The sequence below is a fragment of the Shinella agrisoli genome (genome assembly GCF_046557955.1).
Classification (GTDB): domain Bacteria; phylum Pseudomonadota; class Alphaproteobacteria; order Rhizobiales; family Rhizobiaceae; genus Shinella.
The window spans coordinates 42300-57164 of sequence record NZ_JBJIEP010000023.1 but is presented as its reverse complement, the minus strand read 5'-3'; the positions used below and the strand labels follow the sequence as shown (position 1 = coordinate 57164).

At 65.1% G+C, this 14865-nt stretch carries 13 protein-coding genes and 1 tRNA gene; 6 read left to right on the top strand and 8 right to left on the bottom strand.

What is annotated here, in order from left to right; all coding sequences use genetic code 11:
* Positions 1 to 72: 72 nt before the first annotated feature.
* The 3 genes from ACIIOY_RS21565 (at position 73) to ACIIOY_RS21555 (ending at position 2982) form a co-directional block, all read left to right on the top strand.
* A complete protein-coding gene (locus tag ACIIOY_RS21565) occupies positions 73 to 1026 on the top strand; it encodes an acetyl-CoA carboxylase carboxyltransferase subunit alpha (RefSeq protein WP_411036738.1) in 954 nt (317 codons plus the stop codon).
* A gap of 202 nt (positions 1027 to 1228) precedes the next feature.
* Positions 1229 to 2737 carry a L,D-transpeptidase family protein gene (locus ACIIOY_RS21560; RefSeq protein ID WP_411036737.1) on the top strand — a complete coding sequence of 503 codons (1509 nt, stop codon included), beginning with the start codon at positions 1229 to 1231 and terminating at the stop codon, positions 2735 to 2737.
* Positions 2734 to 2982, top strand: coding sequence for a sulfurtransferase TusA family protein (locus ACIIOY_RS21555; RefSeq protein WP_411036736.1), 249 nt, complete (start codon positions 2734 to 2736; stop codon positions 2980 to 2982). Before ACIIOY_RS21560 ends, ACIIOY_RS21555 begins: the two co-directional genes overlap by 4 nt.
* A 54-nt stretch (positions 2983 to 3036) precedes the next feature.
* On the opposite strand, the gene ACIIOY_RS21550 is transcribed toward ACIIOY_RS21555, so the two are convergent.
* Together ACIIOY_RS21550 and ACIIOY_RS21545 are read right to left on the bottom strand one after the other, a co-directional pair.
* Positions 3037 to 4179, bottom strand: coding sequence for a CobW family GTP-binding protein (locus ACIIOY_RS21550; protein WP_411036735.1), 1143 nt, complete (start codon positions 4177 to 4179; stop codon positions 3037 to 3039).
* 11 nt (positions 4180 to 4190) lie between these two features.
* Positions 4191 to 5303 carry a D-alanyl-D-alanine carboxypeptidase family protein gene (locus tag ACIIOY_RS21545; protein WP_411036734.1) on the bottom strand — a complete coding sequence of 371 codons (1113 nt, stop codon included), beginning with the start codon at positions 5301 to 5303 and terminating at the stop codon, positions 4191 to 4193.
* Positions 5304 to 5434: 131 nt separating this feature from the next.
* On the opposite strand from ACIIOY_RS21545, the gene ACIIOY_RS21540 reads away from it, so the two are divergent.
* Positions 5435 to 6595, top strand: coding sequence for a M20 aminoacylase family protein (locus tag ACIIOY_RS21540; RefSeq protein ID WP_411036733.1), 1161 nt, complete (start codon positions 5435 to 5437; stop codon positions 6593 to 6595).
* Between the two features lie 189 nt (positions 6596 to 6784).
* Positions 6785 to 6861 (top strand) — tRNA-Arg (locus ACIIOY_RS21535).
* 17 nt (positions 6862 to 6878) lie between these two features.
* Here the strand turns inward: ACIIOY_RS21535 and ACIIOY_RS21530 are convergent.
* Both ACIIOY_RS21530 and ACIIOY_RS21525 read right to left on the bottom strand, forming a co-directional pair.
* Positions 6879 to 7259, bottom strand: a complete 381-nt coding sequence (locus ACIIOY_RS21530; protein WP_411036732.1) for a CAP-Gly domain protein — start codon at positions 7257 to 7259, stop codon at positions 6879 to 6881.
* 29 nt (positions 7260 to 7288) lie between these two features.
* A complete protein-coding gene (locus tag ACIIOY_RS21525; protein ID WP_411036731.1) occupies positions 7289 to 8005 on the bottom strand; it encodes an META domain-containing protein in 717 nt (238 codons plus the stop codon).
* Positions 8006 to 8196: 191 nt separating this feature from the next.
* Here ACIIOY_RS21525 and dxr point away from each other — a divergent pair, with 191 nt between their 5' ends.
* Entirely contained in the window at positions 8197 to 9372 is a 1176-nt protein-coding gene (gene dxr, locus ACIIOY_RS21520) for a 1-deoxy-D-xylulose-5-phosphate reductoisomerase (RefSeq protein ID WP_411036730.1), read from the top strand.
* 20 nt (positions 9373 to 9392) lie between these two features.
* Here dxr and hemA read toward each other — a convergent pair whose 3' ends face one another.
* The 4 genes from hemA to ACIIOY_RS21500 form a co-directional block, all read right to left on the bottom strand.
* Positions 9393 to 10607, bottom strand: a complete 1215-nt coding sequence (gene hemA / locus ACIIOY_RS21515) for a 5-aminolevulinate synthase (RefSeq protein WP_411036729.1) — start codon at positions 10605 to 10607, stop codon at positions 9393 to 9395.
* 244 nt (positions 10608 to 10851) lie between these two features.
* Positions 10852 to 11649, bottom strand: a complete 798-nt coding sequence (locus ACIIOY_RS21510) for an FAD binding domain-containing protein (RefSeq protein WP_411036728.1) — start codon at positions 11647 to 11649, stop codon at positions 10852 to 10854.
* A gap of 11 nt (positions 11650 to 11660) precedes the next feature.
* Positions 11661 to 14012, bottom strand: coding sequence for a xanthine dehydrogenase family protein molybdopterin-binding subunit (locus tag ACIIOY_RS21505; protein ID WP_411036727.1), 2352 nt, complete (start codon positions 14010 to 14012; stop codon positions 11661 to 11663).
* 109 nt (positions 14013 to 14121) lie between these two features.
* Entirely contained in the window at positions 14122 to 14613 is a 492-nt protein-coding gene (locus ACIIOY_RS21500; protein WP_411036726.1) for a (2Fe-2S)-binding protein, read from the bottom strand.
* Positions 14614 to 14865: the final 252 nt, after the last annotated feature.

Genomic DNA, 14865 nt, shown 5'->3' with positions numbered 1-14865 from the left:
CCACCGCTTGCGACTGGCCCTTGGCCGACGGCAGCCTGGCGCGGTTTGAGCAAACGATCGGAAACGCATCTCATGCACAACTACCTCGATTTCGAAAAGCCCATCTCGGATCTCGAAGGCAAGATCCACGAGCTCAGGAAGCTCGCAGAGGAAGATGAGAGCATCGACACGACGGACGAGATCGGCCGGCTTGAAGTGCGTGCCCGCGAGGCGATGGCGGACATCTACGCCAAGCTCACGCCGTGGCAGAAGACGCAGGTGGCGCGCCATCCGCAGCGGCCGCATTTCGTCGACTACGCCGCCCAGCTCTTCGAGGAATTCACCCCGCTTGCCGGCGACCGCAAGTTCGCCGAGGACGAGGCGATCCAGGCCGGCCTCGGCCGTTTCCGCGGCGAAGCCGTCGCGATCATCGGCCAGGAAAAGGGCAACGACACCAAGTCGCGCCTGAAGCACAATTTCGGTAGCGCCCGTCCGGAGGGCTACCGCAAGGCGATCCGCATCATGGAAATGGCCGACCGTTTCGGCCTGCCGGTCATCACGCTGATCGACACCGCCGGCGCCTATCCGGGCATTGGTGCGGAAGAGCGTGGCCAGGCCGAGGCCATCGCCCGCTCGACGGAAATGTGTCTCAACATCCGCGTGCCGATCGTCTCGGTCGTGCTCGGCGAGGGCGGCTCGGGCGGCGCGATCGCGATCGCCACCGGCGACCGCGTCTACATGCTGGAGCACGCGATCTACAGCGTGATCTCGCCGGAGGGCGCCGCCTCGATCCTCTGGCGCGATTCCACCCGCGCCAAGGAGGCCGCGAGCAACATGAAGATCACGGCCGAGGACCTGAAGGCTCTCGGCATCATCGACGGCATCATTCCGGAGCCGGTGGGCGGCGCGCATCGCGATCCCGCGGCGGTCATCGGCCGCACGGGCGACGTGATTGCCGCCGCGCTGAAGGAGCTTGGCGGCAAGCCCGGCGACCAGCTGCGCCAGGACCGCCGCCAGCGCTACCTCAATATCGGGCGCCAGCTCTGACGGATCGGCTCTTTGGCGGCGTCTCGCGCCGCCCTTGCCCAATCTCGGCCATAATCCTTGTGTCTGAAACGGGTGCGGTCTTCCGGCAGCCTCGCGAAAGAATTTCCGGTTAAGAATTTATGAAGTATAAGCCGGTTACGACTGCGCGTCCCGCCCGCCGGCGCGACGGCTCGCGATCTGACGATTTTCACGGACTTCTGGAATGCGCCTGACTGTTCTTGCCGCCGTATCGCTCCTTGCCGTGGTCGCCGCAGGCTGCACCAACGAGACGCTCGACTCGTTCGACAAGGTCGATGTCGACATCTCCAAGGTTTCCAGCAAGACCGGCTACCAGCTTTCGCCGGCGGTGCTCAGCAAGCTCTCCTCGATGAACATCGACCGGTCCTCGCCGATCATGCTGCGCATCTTCAAGGAAGAGGGCAGACTGGAGCTCTGGAAAGCGGACCGCTCGAACCGCTTCAAGCTGGTGCGCAACTACAAGATCTGCGCCTGGTCCGGCAAGCTCGGCCCGAAGATGAAGGAAGGCGACCGCCAGGCGCCGGAAGGATTCTATCCGCTCTCGCGGGCGAACATGAATCCGAATTCGAGCTACTTCCTCGCGATCAATACGGGTTTCCCGAACAATTATGACCGTGCCATCAAGGCGAGCGGCAGCCATCTGATGATCCACGGCGCCTGCTCGTCCTCCGGCTGCTATTCCATGACCGACGAGCAGATGCTGGAGATCTTCGCCTTTGCGCGCGATGCCTTCGACGGCGGCCAGAAGACGATCCAGCTCCAGGCCTTCCCCTTCCGCATGACCGCGGAAAACATGGCCCGGCACCGCGACAATCCGAACATCGAATTCTGGAAGATGCTGAAGGTCGGCTACGACCATTTCGAGATCACCAAGCGTCCGCCGGAGGTCAATGTCTGCGAGAAGAAGTACGTCTTCAACCAGCAGGCCGACAAGCCTTTCCCGCCGGCCGGCGCCTGCCCGGCGATGACGACGCCGGCTGCGCTGGAAGTGGCGCTTGCCAGCTACAACAAGACCTATGACGCAGCTTACGCGAAGGCGATGAGCAAGTACGAGGGCACCGTCTGGATCGAGCCTTCGGAGGCCGAGCGCAAGGCGATCGTCGCCGACCAGCGCAAGGGCCGGGAACTCGCCTATGCGCCGACCGGAAGCTCCCTCGATGCCGGCAAGCTGATGACGGCACGCGAGATCGAGGAACAGAAGCGCAAGGCCGAGGAGGCCGAAAGGCGGAAGGTCGAGGCTGCCGAGCGCGCCAAGCGGGAAGCCGAGCAGGCCGCCCTGGAAGCCGAGCAGCGGAAGGCCAGGGAAGCGGAAAACCTCGCCGCCGATGTCGCCGCCGCGAAGGCGGAGAAGCAGGCGCGGGGCGCGGCCGAAGCCCTGCCCGTACCGGAGGAAAATCCGGGCGTGGCGGCCGTTGAGAAGAAGGAAACCAAACCCTTCTGGAAGCTCTGGGCGAAGGATGAGGGGCAGTCCGAGGCCGAACCGGCCGCGGGCGTGACGCAGGGCACGGAGCAGGCAACGTTCGATGCCGGCCGTCAGGCAAGCAAGGAAGCCCGAATCCCGGCCGCCGACGGCGCCACGGAAAAGGTTGAGAAGCCGGCGGAAGACGCCGGCACCCTGCCGAAGGAAACCCCGGACGTCCAGGTCGTGGAAGAGACGCCGAAAAAGCCTTTCTGGAAGTTCTGGCAGAAATGACCGTGGCGGCGGCGCGCGAGGAAGTCGAGGTCTACGACCTGCGCGGGCTGAAATGTCCGCTGCCGGTGATGAAGACGCGCAAGCGTCTTTCCACGATGGAGGCCGGCGCCGTGCTCTGGGTCGAGACCACCGATCCGCTCGCCGTCATCGACATCCCGCACTTCTGCCGGGAGGACGGCCACGCGCTCGAAGCGAGCGAGCGCGTCGAGGCAGGACATCGCTTCCTCATCCGGAAGCTGGGCTAGTCTCCGGAGATTTCCATCTCCCGGAAAACTGCTGCACGGCTTTGGAGGAATCTCCTAGAGCCTCAGGCCGGGTATGGCGAGCGGATTGTCCGCCAGCGCCGCGCGGTCCGGCCGATCGATCTTCGGCGTGCCGGTGAAGGCGTCGAACAAGTCGCGCACGAAGGCTTCCGGCAGGTCCTTGGTGATCAGCACCAGCCGCGTGCGGCGGTCGGCCGGGTCCGGCCAGGCGGCGAGCCGCTCCGGCGGATGGAAGACGCTCTGCACGCCGTGCAGCACCAGCGGGCGCTCCGGACTGTTGGACATCAGCACGATGCCCTTCATGCGCAGGAGCTTCTCGCCATGCGCGGAGCGCAGGAGGTCGAGGAACATTTCCAGCGCCATCGGATCGATCGGGCGGTCGTGCACGATGCTGAAGGAGCGGATCGTCGCGTCGTGGCGCGTCACGTCATGGGCGTGCTGATGGCCGTGTGCGTGATCATGATGGTGGTGATGGTGCGCATGATCGTGAGGATGATGGCCGTGCGTCTCTTCATGCAGCCAGCGGCGGACATCCGGGATCTTGCTGCCGGGATCATAGAGGCCGTTGGCGAGCAGGTCCGGCGTGACCACTCCGGGCGCATCGGCGTCCGAGACGGGCGCCCGCGGATTGAGCGCAGCGATCTCGCTCCTTATGGCGTCCTGCGCTCCGGCATCGGCAAGCGAGGCCTTGGTAACCAGCACGCGGTCGGCCACCGCGACCTGCTTGACGGCTTCCGGATGATTGGCGAGCGTCGACAGGCCGTTGACGGCGTCGACGACGGTGATGACGCCGTCGAGGCTGAAGGATTGGGAAAGCGCGGGATTGCCCATGACCGCCTGGAGCACCGGTGCGGGATCGGCAAGGCCGGTCGTCTCGATCACCACGCGCTTCAGGGGCTGGATCTTGCCCGTCTGCATGCGGTCCATCAAGTCGGCGAGCGTATCGACGAGCTCGCCGCGGATCGTGCAGCAAAGGCAGCCGTCGGAAAGCTCGATGATGCCGTCGCCGGATTGTTCGACCAGGAGGTGGTCGATGCCGACCTCACCGAACTCGTTGATGATGACGGCGGTATCGGTGAGCGACGGGTCCTTCAGCAGGCGATTGAGCAGGGTCGTCTTGCCCGCACCCAGAAACCCGGTCAGCACGGAAACCGGCACGCGCCGCTCAGCGAGGGTCATGGTCTTTCCTGTCAGAACGTGGGACGCGGGATCGGGATCGGAACGTTGGCGATGTCGCCGATATCGCCGGCGGCGACCTTGTCGTTGCCGGCCGTTTTCGCCGTGTCGCCGCCGATGAGGCCGGCATAGACCAGCTTCAGCGGCCGGTTCAGTTCATGGATATAGGGCGAGGCCAGCTTCTGGCGGCCCGCCTCGTCGCGGCCTTCGCTGCGCACCTTGGCGGCATGCTTCGAGCAGATCTCTTCGGAGACGTCGGCGACGATGTCGCGCGTCTCACCGTAGGGGCGGAGCTGGCCGAGCGTCGGCACATTGCCCACCCGCATCGTCAGGCCCTTTTCCAGCATGCCGGCGGAAATGTCGGCACGGGCGCCGAGGCTGTCGGAACCGAGCACGACGGAGACGACGCTGCGGCCGTTTCGGGTAGCGGAGGAAACCTGATTGAAGCCGGAAGCGCAGATGAAGCCTGTCTTCATGCCGTCCGCACCGTTGAAACGGCCGATCAGCATGTTGAAGTTCGGGTACTGCTTCTTGCCGGTCGTGAAGCCTTCAAGCGCGAAATAGGACGCATATTGCGGGAATTCGCGCTTCAGCGTCACGGCGAGCACGGCAAGGTCGCGCGCCGTCGTATACTGGCCCTTGCCGGGCAGGCCGTTCGGGTTGATGAAGCGCGAGGAAATCATGCCGATGCGCTTGGCCTCGGCATTCATGCGGGCGACGAAGGCTTCCTCGGAGCCGGCGACGGACTCGGCGATGGCCACGGAGACGTCGTTCGCCGACTTGACGAGAATGATCTTCAGCGCGCTGTCGAGCGTCATCTTCTGGCCGGGCTTGAAATACATCTTGCTCGGCGGCTCGGCGGCGGCGTGCTTGCTCATCACGACCGGGCTTTCCAGCGTCAGTTCGCCGGCCTTGATGGCGCGAAAGACGGTATAGGCGGTCATCAGCTTGGTGAGCGAGGCCGGATACCAGCGCTGGAAGGCGTCCTCGTGCTCGATGACCTTCAGCGTGTTGACGTCCACCAGCATGCGCGGGCCGGCTGCCGCCGTGGTTGCCAGGAGGGAAGCTGCGAGCAGCAGGCCGCAGCCCAGATGCCATGCGCTCCGGCGCGTCGTTCGTCCGTTCATCTGCAAGGGTCTGTCCTCGAAATCGGGAGTTGTCTCGAACCGTCGCCCTATTTAACCTATATGGCACCGTGATGGCAAAGCCATCGAGTGCAGATGGCCAAATTTGCGGCCGAAATGACAGGAAGTGTTGCATGCCCATTCTGAACCGCGCCGCAGAAATGCAGGACGAAATCGCTGAATGGCGCAGGCAGTTGCACCGGGAACCGGAGCTCCTCTTCGCCGTCGAGAAGACCGCGGCCTTCGTGGCGCAGAAGCTGCGCGAATTCGGGGTGGACGAAATCGTGACCGGTATCGGCCGCACCGGCGTGGTCGGCATCATTCGCGGCAAGGGCGAGGGACGCACGATCGGGCTTCGTGCCGATATGGACGCGCTGCCGATGGACGAGACGAGCGGCAAGCCCTGGTCCTCCACCGTCAAGGGCAAGATGCACGCTTGCGGGCATGACGGCCATACGGCCATGCTGCTCGGTGCGGCAAAGTACCTAACCGAGACGAGAAATTTCTCGGGCAACGTCGCGGTCATCTTCCAGCCGGCCGAGGAGGGCGGCGGCGGCGGCAACGAAATGGTGAAGGACGGCATGATGGAGCGTTTCGGGATTTCCGAGGTCTACGGCATGCACAACCTGCCCGGCATGCCGGTCGGCGCCTTCGGCACGCGTTCCGGGCCGATCATGGCGGCGACCGATGAGTTCAACATCGCCATCAGGGGTCGCGGCGGTCACGCGGCGCTGCCGCACAAGACGGTGGACCCGATCGTCATCGGCGCGCAGGTGGTGACGGCGCTTCAGACCATCGTCTCGCGCGTTGCCGATCCGATCGCCTCCCTCGTCGTTTCCGTCACCAAGTTCAATGCGGGTTTCGCCCATAACGTCATCCCCGGAGAGGCGCAGCTCGCCGGCACGGTGCGCACGCTCGATCCCGACATGCGCGAGGAAGCGGAAGCCCGCATCCGGCAGATCTGCGGCGGTCTTGCCGCCGCCCATGGCGCCGAGATTACGGTCACCTATCACCGCAACTATCCCGTCACGGTGAATCACCCGGAAGAGACCGGCCATGCCATCTCGGTGGCCCGCGAGATAGCCGGCGAGGCGGCGGTCGATCCGTCGCTCGATCCGATGATGGGCGGGGAGGATTTTTCCTACATGCTGCTCGCCCGGCCCGGCTCTTTCGTCTTCCTCGGCAACGGTGACACGGCGGGCCTCCACCATCCGGCCTACGATTTCAACGACGACGCCATCCCCCACGGCGTGACCTATTGGGTCAAGCTCGCCGAAAGCCGTCTCGCTGCCTGACAAAAAGAGCCCGGCTGCAGGGACGAACAGCCGGGCAAGGCGGGGAGGATCGGACGGAGGTCGCGGTGGCCATCCCATGACCGAATGTCCCACGGCCCGGCCGGCCGCGCTGTTCCCCATGGAACTCGTCGGCGCGGCCCCGAAAATCGCTTGGCTTCCGGCCGCGGCTTTTGTATGGGTGCAGTCAGTGGTCCCGTAGCTCAGCAGGATAGAGCACCAGATTCCTAATCTGGGGGTCCCGCGTTCGAATCGCGGCGGGATCACCATCTTCTCCAGAAGACGTTCAGACCTCTTCCGTCTCGCGCTCGGGCGTGACGACGTGCGGTTTGGCGCGGACTGCGGGGACGATGGAGGGCGTGGCGACGACCTTCGGCGGCGGGGCCTTCAGGCCGAGGAGGTTGCGGATGCGGTCGGAAACGAGCGGACGGAAGCGGCTGGCGCGGAAGGGCATGTCGACGGCGCCGTAGCCCTCCGGGCCGTCGTCCTTGCCGCGGTACAGCTCCATCAGCTTGATGCCGTAGAAGTCGCCGTCGACATAGTGGCGATAATGGCCGGCCCAGCGGACCGTATAGATCTGCCCCTTGCGGATGCCCTGGTCGATCGAGACATTCTTGAAACGGTCGTTGATGCAGACGACCTTCTGTCCGACATGGAAGGTAGGCATTCCGTTTCCCTCTTCGATGCGGTCCCGTCTCAGCCGGTCTTGCGGCAGTTGACGCCCGGCGCGTTCTCGCCCCTGGTCAGGTCGTAAAGCGTCGCCTCGTCGCCCTTGGTCCACCATTCGTGGCGGCCGCCGGCATATTTGGCGCCGGAAGCCGACATGACGTTGGCGGCGATGACCGTCTCTTCGCCGATTCTCAGCACGGCCAGCGAGTTCGCGCCGACATTGATGTATTCGACGACGACGCGCTGCTCGGCGTCGCACTGGTAGTTCAGCGTCTCGCGTGCCACGCTCTGCTCGGGACCGGGCAGGCGGATGATGATATCCGTGTTGTTCTTCAGCGCCGCCAGGCGGATCGCCGGCGCGCCTTCCTTGCCCGTCAGGTGCAGGATGCCATTCTCGAGCTTCCAAGAGGTCACGGTACCGAGCGCATCGAAAAACTTCTGCTCCTGATCCATGATGGCGGGCGCGCACATCTTGCGCGTCGCCGCGGCCGGGGCAAAGGCGATGTTGCCGTTCTGCACCTTCAGCTTGCCGCGATAGGTGTTGCAGCCGCCATTGCCGCCGTAGGAGCCATCCGGCTTGATCTCCAGCGTCGTTTGCAGGTTGTCGATGACACCGTTGCCGCCGATGTCCTCGGCGAGCCACGTGCCGCCGAGACCACCTGGGACCGGCTCGTCGGCACAGGCCGGAGCCGCCGCCCAAAAGGCGAGGCAGGCGAGGGTCCATACTCTCAGGCGTCGGTACACAGATTTCTCCAATCGCGTCAGGGCGGAAGACCGCTTTGCGGGGACGTTATGGCCGTCCGGGCGAAAAGGTCAAGCCGCGGGTTCCAGAAGACTGGCGCAGCCTTCGCTTTACAGCATTTCGATGACTTGTTGCAGGCGTCTTTCGCCTGTAGAGCCTTTTGCTGATAAGAAGAAAAACGCGGAAATCCACCATGGCTCCCCACGCGCGGCAGAAGCGCCGTATCACCATTCTCGGCTCCACAGGCTCCATCGGCACCAGCACGCTCGACGTGGTGCGCCAGCTCGGCGGGCGCGAACGCTTCGAGGTCCTGGCGCTGACCGGCAACGGCAACGTGGAACTGCTCGCCGCACAGGCCCGGGACTGCGGGGCGCGGACGGCGGTGACGGCCGACGAGAGCCGCTACGGCGCGCTCAAGGATGCGCTTGCCGGAAGCGGCGTCGAAGCGGCGGCAGGGCGGGCGGCTCTGCTGGAAGCGGCCTCCGGCGACGCGGACTGGGTGATGGCGGCGATCGTCGGCACGGCGGGCCTTGCCCCGACGCTGGCAGCAGCGAAGAAGGGCGCGGACATCGCGCTTGCCAACAAGGAATGCCTCGTGTCCGCCGGAGACCTCTTCGTCCAGGCGGTTTCGGCAGGCGGCGGACGCCTCATCCCGGTCGACAGCGAGCACAGCGCGATCTTCCAGGCGCTGGAAGACGATCAGCGCCAGGCCGTCGAGCGCATCGTGCTGACGGCGTCCGGCGGTCCCTTCCGCACCTGGAGCCGCGAGCGGATGGCGGGCGTGACCGTCGACATCGCGCGGGCGCATCCCAACTGGTCGATGGGCCTGAAAATCTCGATCGGCAGCGCCTCCATGTTCAACAAGGCGCTGGAGATGATCGAAGCCAAGCATCTCTTCGACGTGCGGCCGGACCAGATCGAAGTGGTCGTGCATCCGCAATCGATCATCCATTCCATGGTGGGGTATGTCGACGGCTCGGTGCTCGCGCAGCTGGGCGCGCCCGACATGCGCACAGCGATCGGCTATGCGCTGACCTATCCGCAGCGTTCGCCGCTCAACGTCGACCGGCTCGACTTTGCGAAGCTCTCACGGCTCGATTTCGAGGCGCCGGACGAGGTTCGCTTTCCGGCGCTTCGCCTCGCCAGAACGGCGCTCACGCGCGGCGGGCTGCAGGGCGCGGTGATGAATGCGGCGGAAGAGGTGGCCTTCCACGCCTTTGTCGGCGGACGCATCGGCTTCCTCGCGATGGCCGACATCGCCGAAGGCGTGATGGACAGGCTCAGCCACCTGCCGCCGGCGTCCTGCATGGACGATGTCTTCGCCGCGGACGAAGAAGCCCGGCGGGTGGCCGCCGGGCTCATTGGATAGTTCCTGCTTACATTCTTGCTTCAGGCGACCGCGCGGGCCAGCGCGCAGCGCGACCAGAGCGAATGGAGCGCGCCGACGAGGTGGTCGATATCGGCGTCCGAATGCAGCGGCGTCGGGGTGATGCGCAGGCGCTCGGTCTTCTTCGGCACCGTCGGATAGTTGATCGGCTGGACATAGATGCCGAAATTGTCGAGCAGCAGGTCCGATATCCACTTGCACTTGGCGGCGTCGCCGACCATCACCGGCACGATATGGCTCGGATTGGGCATGTGGGGAATGCCGTTGCGGTCGAGCAGAGAGCGCAGGCGGCGCACGCGCTCCTGGTGCGCGAAGCGTTCGATCTGGCTTTCCTTGAGATGGCGGATCGAGGCGAGGGCACCGGCGGCAAGCGCCGGCGGCAGGGCCGTCGTGAAGATGAAGCCCGAGGCGAAGGAGCGGATGAAGTCGCAGAGCGCGGCCGAGCCGGTGATGTAGCCGCCCATGACGCCGAAGGCCTTGCCGAGCGTGCCTTCTATCACGGTAAGGCGGTGCATCAGGCCTTCGCGTTCGGCAATGCCGCCGCCGCGCGGGCCGTACATGCCGACGGCGTGCACTTCGTCGAGATAGGTCATCGCGCCGTACCTGTCGGCGATGTCGCAGATTTCCTTGATGGGAGCGATGTCGCCGTCCATCGAGTAGACCGATTCGAAGGCGATCAGCTTCGGCGCCTTCGGGTCGGCGGCGGCGAGCTTGGCTTCGAGGTCCTTCAGGTCGTTGTGCTTCCAGATCACGCGTTCGCATTTCGAGTGGCGGATGCCCTCGATCATCGAGGCGTGGTTCCCGGCATCGGAGAAACAGATGATGCCGGGGATCTTGGAACAGAGCGTGCCGAGCGCGGCCCAGTTCGAGACGTAACCGGAGGTGAAGAGAAGAGCGGCTTCCTTGCCGTGCAGGTCGGCAAGCTCGCGTTCGAGCAGGACATGGTAATGGTTGGTGCCGGAGATGTTGCGGGTGCCGCCGGCACCGGCGCCACAGTGGTCGATGGCGAGCTTCATCGCCTCGGTCACCTTCGGGTGCTGGCCCATGGCGAGATAGTCGTTCGAGCACCAGACCGTGACGTCCTGGACGCCGTTTGCCGTGTAGCGCGTCGCTTTCGGGAAATTGCCCTTCTGGCGCTCCAGATCGGCGAAGACGCGGTAGCGGCCTTCCTGATGCAGGCCGTCCAGCTCGTTCTTGAAGTAGGTCTCGAAGTCCATCCAGAGTCTCCGGTCCGGCAACACTCCGGACGTCATCATCATCGTTGGCGGTCGTTCAAACGGCTACACCCGGCGGTGTCCTGCTGCAACGGCGTCCGCTGCGGCAAATCGGCGCCACCTTTGAACCATTCCAATGTATCCTAGACTGCAAAAGGCCATTTCCTATTGATGCATGTCAAGTCTGCACGAAAAAAGGACGGCCTCAACCGCCCTTTTAATCGAACAGCTTCAGCTTTTTCGAGGGTCAGGTGGCGGCGACCGCGCGCTTGGCCATGACCTTCACGAGATTCGCGCGGTATTCGGCGCTGCCATGGAGGTCCGAGAGCAGGTCGGAGGCATCCACCTCGACAGCGGAGACGGCGTCCGCCGACCAGTCGGCGGCAAGCGCGTCCTCCAGGCCCGCATGGCGGAACACGCCGTTGGAGCCGGCGCCCGTCACCGCAACCCGAACGCTGCCATTCTCCGCCTTCGCGACGAAGACGCCGGCCATCGCATAGCGTGAAGCCGGGTTCGCGAACTTGGCATAGGCCGCCTTTGCCGGCGCGTCGAAGGCTACCGCAACGACGATCTCGCCGTCTTCCAGCGCCGTTTCGAAGAGGCCTGTGAAGAAGTCGCCGGCAGGGATCTCGCGCGCATTGGTGATGATCGTCGCATCCAGCGCCAGCATGGCGGCGGGATAGTCGGCGGCCGGGTCGTTGTTGGCGATGGAGCCGCCGATCGTGCCCATGTGGCGCACGTGCGGGTCGCCGATATGGGCGGCGAGATGGCAGGCCGCCGGGCAGACGGCCTCGATCTCGGCCGAGGTCGAGACCTCATGGTGCGTCGTTCCCGCACCGATGCGCACCCGGCGCCCGTTGACGGTGATGCCCTTGAGCTCGGCGATGTGACGCAGATCGACGAGATCGGAGGGGGCGGCCAGCCGCTGCTTCATGGTGGGGATCAGCGTCATGCCGCCGGAGACATATTTTGCCTCGTCGAAGGAGGACTGCAGCTTGACGGCGTCGGTGATCGAGGCTGGGCGATGATAGGTGGTTGCGTACATGGTTCCCTCCGTCAATGGGCCGCAGCCCGCGCAGCCGCCCATACCCTCTGGGGCGTCGCCGGCATGGTGAGGTCGTTGTTTCCGATGGCGTCGGTGATCGCGTTGATGAGCGCCGGCGGCGAGCCGATGGCGCCGGCCTCGCCGCAGCCCTTGATGCCGAGCGGATTGTTGGGGCACGGCGTCACCTGGTGCGAGACCGTGAAGGAGGGCACGTCGTCGGCGCGGGGCATGGCGTAGTCCATGTAGCTCGCCGTCAGGAGCTGGCCCGTCTGCGGATCGTAGTGCACGCCTTCGAGCAGCGCCTGGCCGATGCCCTGGGTAATGCCGCCGTGTACCTGGCCCTCCACGATCATCGGGTTGATGATGTTGCCGAAGTCGTCGGCGGCCACGAACTGGATGATCTCGGTCTTGCCGGTTTCCGGATCGACCTCGACCTCGCAGATGTAGCAGCCGGCCGGGAAGGTGAAATTGCTCGGGTCGTAGAAGGCGCTTTCCTTGAGGCCCGGCTCCATGTCGGCCGGCAGGTTGTGCGCGGTATAGGCGGCGAGCGCCACCTGGAACCACGGAACCGACTTGTCTGTGCCGGCGACCTTGAGCGCGCCGTTCTCGATGACGACGTCGCTCTCGTCCGCCTCCATCAGGTGGGCCGCGATCTTCTTCGCCTTGGCCTCCACCCTGTCGAGTGCCTTCACCACGGCCGACATGCCGACGGCGCCGGAACGCGAGCCGTAGGTGCCCATGCCCATCTGCACCTTGTCCGTGTCGCCATGCACGATGGAAACGCTGTCGATCGGCACGCCGAGGCGGCCGGCGACCACCTGGGCGAAGGTCGTCTCATGGCCCTGGCCGTGGCTGTGCGAGCCGGTCAGCACCTCGATCGTGCCGACGGCGTTGACGCGCACCTCGGCCGATTCCCAGAGGCCGACGCCCGCACCGAGCGATCCGACGGCGGCCGAGGGCGCAAGGCCGCAAGCCTCGATATAGCAGCTCATGCCGATGCCGCGCCTCATGCCGCGGCTTGCGGCTTCGGCCCTGCGGGCCGGGAACCCGTCGCAGTCGGCGGCCTTCATGGCCGCGTCCAGCGAGGCCTCGTAGTTGCCGGCGTCGTAGTTCATGATGACCGGCGTCTGGTGGGGGAAGGAGCGGATGAAGTTGATGCGGCGAAGCTCCGCCGGCAAGACGCCGAGTTCGCGCGCCGCCGTCTCAATCGTGCGTTCCAGGACATAGGTCGCTTCCGGCCGGCCGGCGCCGCGATAGGCGTCGACGGGGGCGGTGTTGGTATAGACGGCGCGCACGTTGGCATGGATCGCGGGGATGGCGTACTGGCCGGAGAGCAGCGTTGCGTAGAGATAGGTCGGGACGCATGAGGAGAAGAGCGACATGTAGGCGCCGAGATTGGCGACGGTGTCGACCTTCAGCGCCGTGATGCGGTTGTTCGTGTCGAAGGCCATGCGGACGGTCGAGACGTGATCGCGGCCATGGGCGTCCGTCAGGAAGGCCTCGGTCCGGTCGCTCGTCCATTTTACGGGAACGCCGGTGCGCTTGGAGGCCCACAGACAGACGATCTCTTCGGGATAGATGAAGATCTTGGAGCCGAAACCGCCGCCGACGTCCGGCGCGATGACGCGCAGCTTGTTTTCCGGCGCCACGTTGTAGAAGGCGCTCATGACGAGGCGCGCGACATGCGGGTTCTGGCTCGTCGTGTAGCAGGTATAGTGGTCTTCGGCGGGGTCGTAGACGCCGAGTGCGGCACGCGGCTCCATCGCGTTCGGGGCCAGCCGGTTGTTGACGATCTTCATCTCCGTGACATGGGCGGCGGAGGCGATCGCGGCGTCGACCGCGGCAGAATCGCCGAGATCCCAGTCGAAGATCAGGTTGCCGGGCGCTTCCGGATGGAGTTGCGGCTGGCCCGCTTCGAGCGCCTTGACTGCCTCGGTGACGGCGGGCAGCACCTCGTAATCGACGACGACGGCTTCGGCCGCATCGCGGGCCTCTTCCACGCTGTCGGCGACGACCACGGCGATGGCATCGCCGACATACCGCACCGTCTCGTGCGCGATCGGCCGCCAGGCCCCCATCTTCATCGGCGATCCGTCCCTGGAATGGATCATCCAGCCGCAGATCAAGTTGCCGATGCCGTCTTCCTGCATCTGCCTGCCGTCGAGCACCGCGACCACGCCCGGCATGTCCCGCGCCGCGGACGCATCGATGCTCCTGATTTTCGCATGGGCGTGCGGAGAGCGCACGAATGCGGCGTAACGCATGCCCGGTACGGACATGTCGTCCGTGTAGCGGCCCCTGCCGGTCAGGAACCTCTTGTCTTCCTTTCGCGCGACGCGCGCGCCGATGCCTTCGACACCCATCTTCATCTCCTCCAGAGAATGGAGGCAGTAGGGGTTGGCCAATAGGCGTCAGGGAAATCGCAAAGATCGCGACGGCCTCCCTATTGGCTGCTGCCTATTGCCCAAGACCTTATTCCGCTGCCTGCCGGCCTGCCGCACCCATCTCCCCGGCGGCGGCGAGGATGGCTTTCACGATATTGTGGTAGCCGGTGCATCGACAGATATTGCCTTTGAGGTTCTCCCGGACCGTCTTCTCGTCGAGCCTGGCGCCGTAGCGGTTGATCATGTCGACGGCGGTCATCACCATGCCGGGCGTGCAGAAGCCGCATTGCAGGCCGTGATTGGCCTTGAAGGCGGCCTGCACCGGGTGCAGCTCGCCGTTTGCGGCAAGGCCTTCGATGGTGAGGATGTCCGATCCCGCGGCCTGGGCGGCGAGGACGGAACAGCTTTTTACTGCCTTGCCGTCCATGTGCACGACGCAGGCCCCGCACTGGGACGTATCGCAGCCGACGTGGGTTCCGGTGAGACAGAGATGGTCGCGGAGGAAGTGCACGAGCAGCGTGCGATCCTCGCACTCCCTGCTGACCTTCCTGCCGTTGACGGTCATTGCCACTTTCGTCATTCGTTCCTCCCTGGCGTTCTCTCGCTGGGGCCGATCGATCCGACGTCACATGCAGCGGGCGTCCTCACGACGCGGGCCGGGGACGCTCCTCCGGCGCCGGCGCAACCTCAACAGTCATATCATTTGACTTTTTCCCGCGGCGATCAACCGGTACTTTCAGGCGGGCGCGAAATTTCTCGTGACCGGTCGGCGCGGGCGAAGCCAAACGGAATAACGGCAGCGTTTATTCGGGCTGCAAAAAAATAGTTCAAC